The organism is Nocardiopsis sp. TNDT3, assembly GCF_003427465.1.
In the GTDB taxonomy this organism is placed as follows: Bacteria; Actinomycetota; Actinomycetes; order Streptosporangiales; family Streptosporangiaceae; genus Nocardiopsis; species Nocardiopsis dassonvillei.
This window is the reverse complement of sequence record NZ_QPFC01001393.1, coordinates 1-1844: the sequence shown is the minus strand read 5'-3', so window position 1 is coordinate 1844 and position 1844 is coordinate 1. Positions and strand designations below refer to the sequence as shown.

Sequence of the window (1844 nt, the reverse complement as noted above, 5' to 3'; positions counted from 1 at the left end):
CCCCCCCCCCCCGCCGTGGTCAGTCCCTGCCGCGCATGGAACGGTAGCGCCGCACCAGGGAGGTGGTGGAGGCGTCCAGACCGGGCACGTCGGCACCCTCGGTGAGGGCGGGCTCGACCCGCTTGGCCAGCACCTTGCCCAGCTGCACACCCCACTGGTCGAAGGAGTTGATGTTCCACACCGCGCCCTGGACGAACACCTTGTGCTCGTAGAGGGCGACCAGCTGCCCGAGCACCGACGGGCTGAGCCGGTCGGCGAGGATGGTCGTCGTGGGCCGGTTGCCCTCGAAGGTCCGGTGCGGGACCAGGTCGGCGGACACGCCCTCGGCGGCGACCTCCTCCGCGGTGCGGCCGAAGGCCAGCGCCTGCCCCTGGGCGAACAGGTTGGCCATGAGCAGGTCGTGCTGGGGCACCAGGTGCTCGGGCAGGTCGGGGGCCGGGTTGGCGAAGCCGAGGAGGTCGGCGGGCACGAACCGGGTGCCCTGGTGCAGCAGCTGGAAGTAGGCGTGCTGGCCGTTGGTGCCCGGGGTGCCCCACACCACCGGACCGGTCTGCCAGTGGACGGGGCGCCCGTCGCGCTGCACCGACTTGCCGTTGGACTCCATGTCGAGCTGCTGGAGGTAGGCGGGGAACTTGGACATGTGGTGGCTGTAGGGCAGCACCGCGTGGGTCCGGGCGTCGTGGAAGTTGCCGTACCACACGCCGAGCAGGCCCAGCAGGAAGGGCAGGTTGCGCTCCACGGGGGCCGTCGCGAAGTGGGTGTCCATCAGGTGGAACCCGGCGAGCATCTCCCGGAACCGCTCGGGGCCCACCGCCACCATCAGGGACAGGCCGATGGCGGAGTCGTAGGAGTAGCGGCCGCCCACCCAGTCCCAGAACCCGAACATGTTGCGGGTGTCGATGCCGAACTTCGCCACCTCCTCGCCGTTGGTGGAGACGGCGGCGAAGTGCCTGGCGATGGCGCCGTCGTCGCCCTTGAGGCCCAGCCCGTCCAGCAGCCAGGTGCGGGCCTCGGTGGCGTTGGTGATGGTCTCGACCGTGGTGAAGGTCTTGGAGGCGACCACGAACAGCGTCGTGGCCGGGTCGGCGTCCACCAGCGCCTCGTGCAGGTCGGTGCCGTCCACGTTGGAGACGAACCGGAACTCCAGTCCGCGGTCGGTGTAGGGGCGCAGCGCCTCGTAGGCCATGGCGGGCCCCAGGTCGGAGCCGCCGATGCCGATGTTGACGATCCGGCGCACCGGCTGACCGGTGTGGCCGAGCCACTCCCGGGCGCGGACCCGGTCGGCGAACTCCGCCATCCGGTCCAGGACCTCCTGGACCTCGGGGACGACGTCGCGGCCGTCGGTGCTGATCACCTGCCCGCGCGGCGCGCGCAGGGCGGTGTGCAGGACGGCGCGGTCCTCGGTGAGGTTGACGTGCTCGCCGCCCAGCATGGCGTCGCGCAGGTCGGCGACCCGGGTGGCCCCGGCCAGGTCGGCGAGCAGGCGCAGGGTCTCGTCGGTGACGAGGTTCTTGGAGTAGTCCACGTGCAGGTCGCCGACGTCGAGCGTGTACCGTTCGGCCCGGCCGGGATCGTCGGCGAACAGCTCGCGCAGGTCGGTGGAACCCCACCGCCCGTGGTGCTCGCGCAGCGCGGTCCACTCGTCCCGCTGGTCCAGGGGAACGCCCGGGCGGGCGCGTTCTCCGGTGTCCTCAGCGCGCGGGAGAGGTGTACTGGCAGACATCCGGCGGCTCCTCGTCGGTCGGCGCTCCGGCGGCACGGCGCGGGTGCTCGGTCCGCGCGCCGCCCGCGGTGCGCGGCTGTGCTTCCGACGACAAGCCTCCCACGAAAGACCGGCCCCGCGG

Annotated in this window: 1 protein-coding gene; it reads right to left on the bottom strand. The window is 72.3% G+C overall.

What is annotated here, in order from left to right; all coding sequences use genetic code 11:
- Positions 1-19 precede the first annotated feature (19 nt).
- Positions 20-1723 carry a glucose-6-phosphate isomerase gene (gene pgi, locus DQW06_RS28160; protein ID WP_117199618.1) on the bottom strand — a complete coding sequence of 568 codons (1704 nt, stop codon included), beginning with the start codon at positions 1721-1723 and terminating at the stop codon, positions 20-22.
- Between the last annotated feature and the right edge of the window lie 121 nt (positions 1724-1844).